The organism is Hyalangium sp., from assembly GCF_035629615.1.
Taxonomy (GTDB): Bacteria; Myxococcota; Myxococcia; order Myxococcales; family Myxococcaceae; genus Hyalangium.
This window is the reverse complement of record NZ_DASPHO010000729.1, coordinates 1-4520: the sequence shown is the minus strand read 5'-3', so window position 1 is coordinate 4520 and position 4520 is coordinate 1. Positions and strand designations below refer to the sequence as shown.

Here is a 4520-nt window from a genome sequence, read left to right as displayed (position 1 = left end):
GACCGCGAAGTCCGTCAGGGTGATGTTGCCGCCCGCGGCCACCTTGCCCACCACGTCATGGCCCTCGTTGTAGTCCTCGAGGAGGAACAGGTTGTACTCGCCCAGGCGAACCTCGATGCAGCCAGCCGAGCACGACAGGCTCACCGACGCCGACGTGCCGTTGTTGTCCTCGAGGCACTCCAGCTCGCGCCCCTCGCCCGTGCCGTCGTCATCCGACACGGCCCATACCTGCACGGGCCCGCCCGCAACGGTGGCGTGTGGCAGGGTGACCCAGGCCTCGGCGCCCGCGGCCAGCACGGCCGTCACGTGGGCCACGCCCAACAGGCTGCCCCCCGAGGCGGGGTTGCCCAGATAGAAGGCGACCGGCAGACCCGCGGAGGCGGCTGCGTCGCCCTGGTTGCGCACCCGGGCCGTGAGGATCACGCCCTGAGAGCCGCTGTCGCACGCGGCCGACACGTCCGAGGCCACCAGATCCGACGCCGCGAAGGGGCTGGTGGTGCCGCTGCCCTGGCTGTTGGAGCGGAAGGTGTTCAGGCCCGGGCTCAGCCAGTTCGTCGCCTGGTACAGCGGGAGCGTCCCGTCGTCATTGATGTTGGTGACGGAGTAGGCGTGCTGGTTCCAGATCCCGCGCGTGTTCACCCAGCCATCCCGCTTGTCCCGGAACACGCGGATGCCCGCCTCGCCCGGGAAGGCGTAGTTGTTGGAGGCGACGATGATCTCGGCGTTGTTGTCGCGATCCACGTCGACGATGACGGGGTTCTCATACGTGGTGCCCGAGCTGTGCGGCACCTCGAACCGGATCTGGCCGGTAGCCCCGTCGTAGATGCGCAGCCGGGTCTCGTCGGCATAGGCGACCTCGGAGAGGCCATCCCCCTCGAAGTCGAAGGTGGAGGAGCCGGTGCGGTTGGAGCTCGCGTCCTGCGTGGGGCTGGACCAGAGCACCGCGCCGTTCGTGTCCAGCACCGAGTACGCAGAGGAGCCCGCCACGCCGATCTCCGGCTGCCCGTCATTGTCGAAGTCGGCGATGTTGGGAGGACCGCCCTGCCCGCCCCCGGGGATCGCCGTCGTCCACACGGTCTGGCAGTTGTCATCCATGAGCGTCACCTGCCCGCCCCAGACCACGACCACCTCGCCCCTCGGGTCCGCGTCGAAGTTCGCCACGCCCGCCAGGCCATGGCCAATCTGGATGTTCACACACAGGGGCGTGCCGTCGGCCCTGTAGATGGCCCGGTCATTGACCACCTCCAGCTCGAGGTTCGCCGGGTCCTGGTCGATGTCCACCCCGAAGGAGAGCGGGCCGGTCCCCGCGGCGCCTCCAGCCCCGTCGCCGCCTCGCCACTTCAGCGCGCCGGTGTTGGAGTAGACGACGTTGCCGTCGATGATCTCCACCGTCCCGTCGCCGTCCAGATCCGCGAGAGAGGGGCCACCCCAGTTGCTGGCCGAGAAGGACGACGTGCGGAACTTGAACGTCCCATCATGCTCGAAGCAGATGACGCCCAGCCCGTTCTCCGGGATGGTGCATAGCTCCACCCGGCCATCTCCGTCGATATCTCCGGCCGCGATGCTCGCCGCGCCCCGCACCTCATGCGCCGCGCTCGTCACTGCCCACAGATCATGCCCATCGTCGCCGCTGATGGCCCGCATCACTCCGTTATCGGTGTAGTTGTTGCCGACGAAGGCGTTGAACACCACGTCGGGGATGTTGTCTCCATTCACGTCCACCACCACAGGCGTCATCATCACCTGCTTGTGGTTGGGCAGAAGGGAGCTGCCTGTCCACTGCCACTCCAGCTCTGGCTCGAAGTTGGGAGTGAAGGGGGGCCTCACCTCGCAGGTCCCCGTGGACAGAGCCGCGCGCTGCTGAACGGGAGCCGCCTCTTGAACCGCACTCCCGCACGACGCCAGCACGAAGAGAGAGAGTGCCCTCAGTCCGTGCCCTACTTTCCAGATCTGCTCGTGTCTCATGTTCATGGTGGATCTCCCCCCTGCATGGCGGTGCCGGCCGCCGCAGTGCCCAGCGCCATTGCTGTGCAACTGTATTTTTACTGTGCAATCAAACATTGATGCAATAGTAAATCGTGGAGATCCAGTATAGGCCCTCCACCGACATCAACCTGCAAGGTCAGAAATATCGAAGTAATGTTCAGGAGTTGGCGTTACCGCCGGAGCAGCTCGAGGGCCTGCGCCATGTCCTCGGGCAGAGGCGCCTCGAGAATGAGGGCCTCGACACCCGGGAGCTCGGGCCATTCGAGCCGTGCTGCGTGCAGCGGAGTCCTCGCCAGCACCACGGTGTCCGCGGTGCCGCCGAGCTCCCTCTCAGTCAGAGGCTCCGCGCGGCCGTACTGATGATCCACGAGCAGCGGGTGCCCCAGCTGCAGCAGGTGCACGCGGATCTGGTGCGTGCGGCCCGTGAGGGGCTCGGCCTCCACGAGCGAGGCGCGCGCGAAGGTCTCCACCGGCCGCACTCGCGTGCGTGAGGGCTTGCCCTGCTCTCCGGGCCGCGCCACGCGCATGCGCCCCTTGCGCGCGGGCACCAGCGCCGCCTCCACCAGCTGGGGCGCCTCCACCCGGCCCTCCACCAGCGCCCGGTAGCGCTTCTTCACCTGGCCGGCCTCGAAGGCCTGCGAGAGCGCGCGGTGCCGCTCGGCGTCCAGCGCGAACACGAGCACTCCCGAGGTGTCCCGATCCAGCCGGTGCACCACGAAGACCTTGCGGCGCAGCTGCTCCTCCAGCTGCTCGCGCAGGGAGGGCCCGCCCTCGCCGCGCCCGGGGATGACGAGCACCCCAGCGGGCTTGGCCACCACGAGCAGCCCCGCGCCCTCATGGAGAACGCGGAGTCCGCTCACTCGTACTCCGACACCGAGGCCACGGAGATGGGGAGCTTCAGCCCCTTGAGCAGCTTCTCCACCTCGGAGGCCTTGCCGAGCACCACGATGGCCGGCGCCTTCGGGAACAGGTACCTCGCGGCCACCTCCTTCACCTGCTTGGGCGTCACCGCGCGCAGCCGATCCCGGAACTTCTCCACCCAGTCATCTCCCAGCCCGTGCACGCGGATGTCCGCGAGGATGGAGGCCACCGAGTCGTTGGTCTCCGTGCGCATCGGGTACAGGCCCGCCAGGTACGTCTGCGCCGACTTCAGCTCCTTGGGGGTGATGCCGCCCGTGCGCACCTTGGCCACCTCGCCCAGCGCCACGTCGATGATCTCGCGCGTGGACGCCGTCTTGGTGAAGGTGCTGATGGCGAAGGTGCCCCCGGCATTCATGGCATCGAAGTAGCTGCCAACGCCGTAGGACAGGCCGCGCTCCACGCGGATCTCGTTGACAAGCCGCGAGGTGAAGCCGCCCCCCAGGGCAATGTTCATCGCGGTGGAGGGGAAGTAGTCCGGGTGGCCGAGGCGATAGCCGGGCCCGCCGATGCGCACCTGCGACTGCGTCTGGTCCGGCTTGTCCACGATGAGGATCTGGCCCGCCCGGGCGATGCCCTCCACGAGCGGCGCCGCCGTGGGCTCGAGCTGATCCGGCTGCGTCCAGCCACCGAAGGCCTTCTCCGCCTCGGCGGCCACCACCTCCGGCTTCACCGCGCCTACCACCACGAGCAGGGCGCCCTTGGGGCCCAGACGCTCGCGGTGGAAGCGCACCACATCCTCCCGGGTGAAGGTGCGCACGTGAGAGGCGGAGCCCCCCACGTCATGGCCGTAGGGGTGATCGCCCCACAGGGCCCGGTTGAAGGCCCGGTCCGCCACGGTGCCGGGATCGTCCAGGTCGTTGGAGAACTGCGCCAGCACCCGGTCCCGGGCCAGCTCCACCTCCTTCTCGGGGAAGAGGGGCTCGCGCACCAGCTGCCCCAGCACGGAGAGCATCGCCGGGAAGTGCTCGGCGGGCGTGGTGACGAAGACCGACATCAGATCCTCGCTCACGCCCGTGGCGAGGCTGGCGCCGACGAACTCGACGGCCTCGTCGATCTCGTCCGAGCGCATGCTGGTGGTACCGCGGCGGAGCAGCCGGACGGTGAAGTCCGCCAGGCCGTGCTTGTCCTTCGGGTCCACGGTGCTGCCGGCGCGAAGCACCAGGCGGACGGACACCAGGGGCAGCGGGCCGCGCTCGGCGGTGAGCACCTGCAGGCCGCTGGAGGTGGTGGTCTCGGAGACCGTGGGGAGCTTGAGCGGGCGGGAAGCCGCCGTCTTCTTCGGGGTGACGCGGGAACGGGAGGCCATCGTCTTTCCTTGGGGCTCAGGCTGCGGCGGTGCCGGACTCGGCATGGGACTCGGACTGGGACTCGGCCTCGGGCAGCAGCGTCACCACCGAGCGGCGATCCGGAGAGAAGAACCTCGCCGCGACGGCCTTCACCTGGTCGTTGGTGATGGAGGCGTAGCGGGAGGGCAGCGTGGTCAACTCGCGCCACGAGCCCAGCAGCGCCTCGTAGTGGCCCACCGCATGGGCGCGCCCACTGTTGGTGCCCAGCTCGCGCAGCTGATCGGCGCGCAGGTTGTTCTTGGCCTTCTGCAGCTCGCGCTCGGTGAG

3 protein-coding genes and 1 pseudogene are annotated in these 4520 nt (G+C 68.8%); all 4 read right to left on the bottom strand.

Going from position 1 to position 4520, the window contains the following annotated elements; all coding sequences use genetic code 11:
* Nucleotides 1-1971: FG-GAP-like repeat-containing protein (locus VD972_RS36255; RefSeq protein ID WP_324993389.1), on the bottom strand; the 1971-nt coding region annotated here is incomplete at its 3' end.
* 185 nt (nucleotides 1972-2156) lie between these two features.
* The gene (locus VD972_RS36250; protein WP_324993388.1) at nucleotides 2157-2846 is read right to left on the bottom strand and encodes an RNA pseudouridine synthase; all 690 of its coding nucleotides are present in this window, start codon (nucleotides 2844-2846) and stop codon (nucleotides 2157-2159) included.
* Nucleotides 2843-4213, bottom strand: coding sequence for a pitrilysin family protein (locus VD972_RS36245; protein WP_324993387.1), 1371 nt, complete (start codon nucleotides 4211-4213; stop codon nucleotides 2843-2845). The genes VD972_RS36250 and VD972_RS36245 overlap by 4 nt, the downstream gene beginning before the upstream one ends.
* 16 nt (nucleotides 4214-4229) lie before the next feature.
* A pseudogene (locus VD972_RS36240) lies at nucleotides 4230-4520 on the bottom strand (insulinase family protein); the annotation flags it as partial.

Coding starts and splice junctions, on each gene's coding strand:
- VD972_RS36245 (WP_324993387.1), bottom strand. CDS start 4,213: ATGGCCTCCCGTTCCCGCGTCACCCCGAAGAAGACGGCGGCTTCCCGC.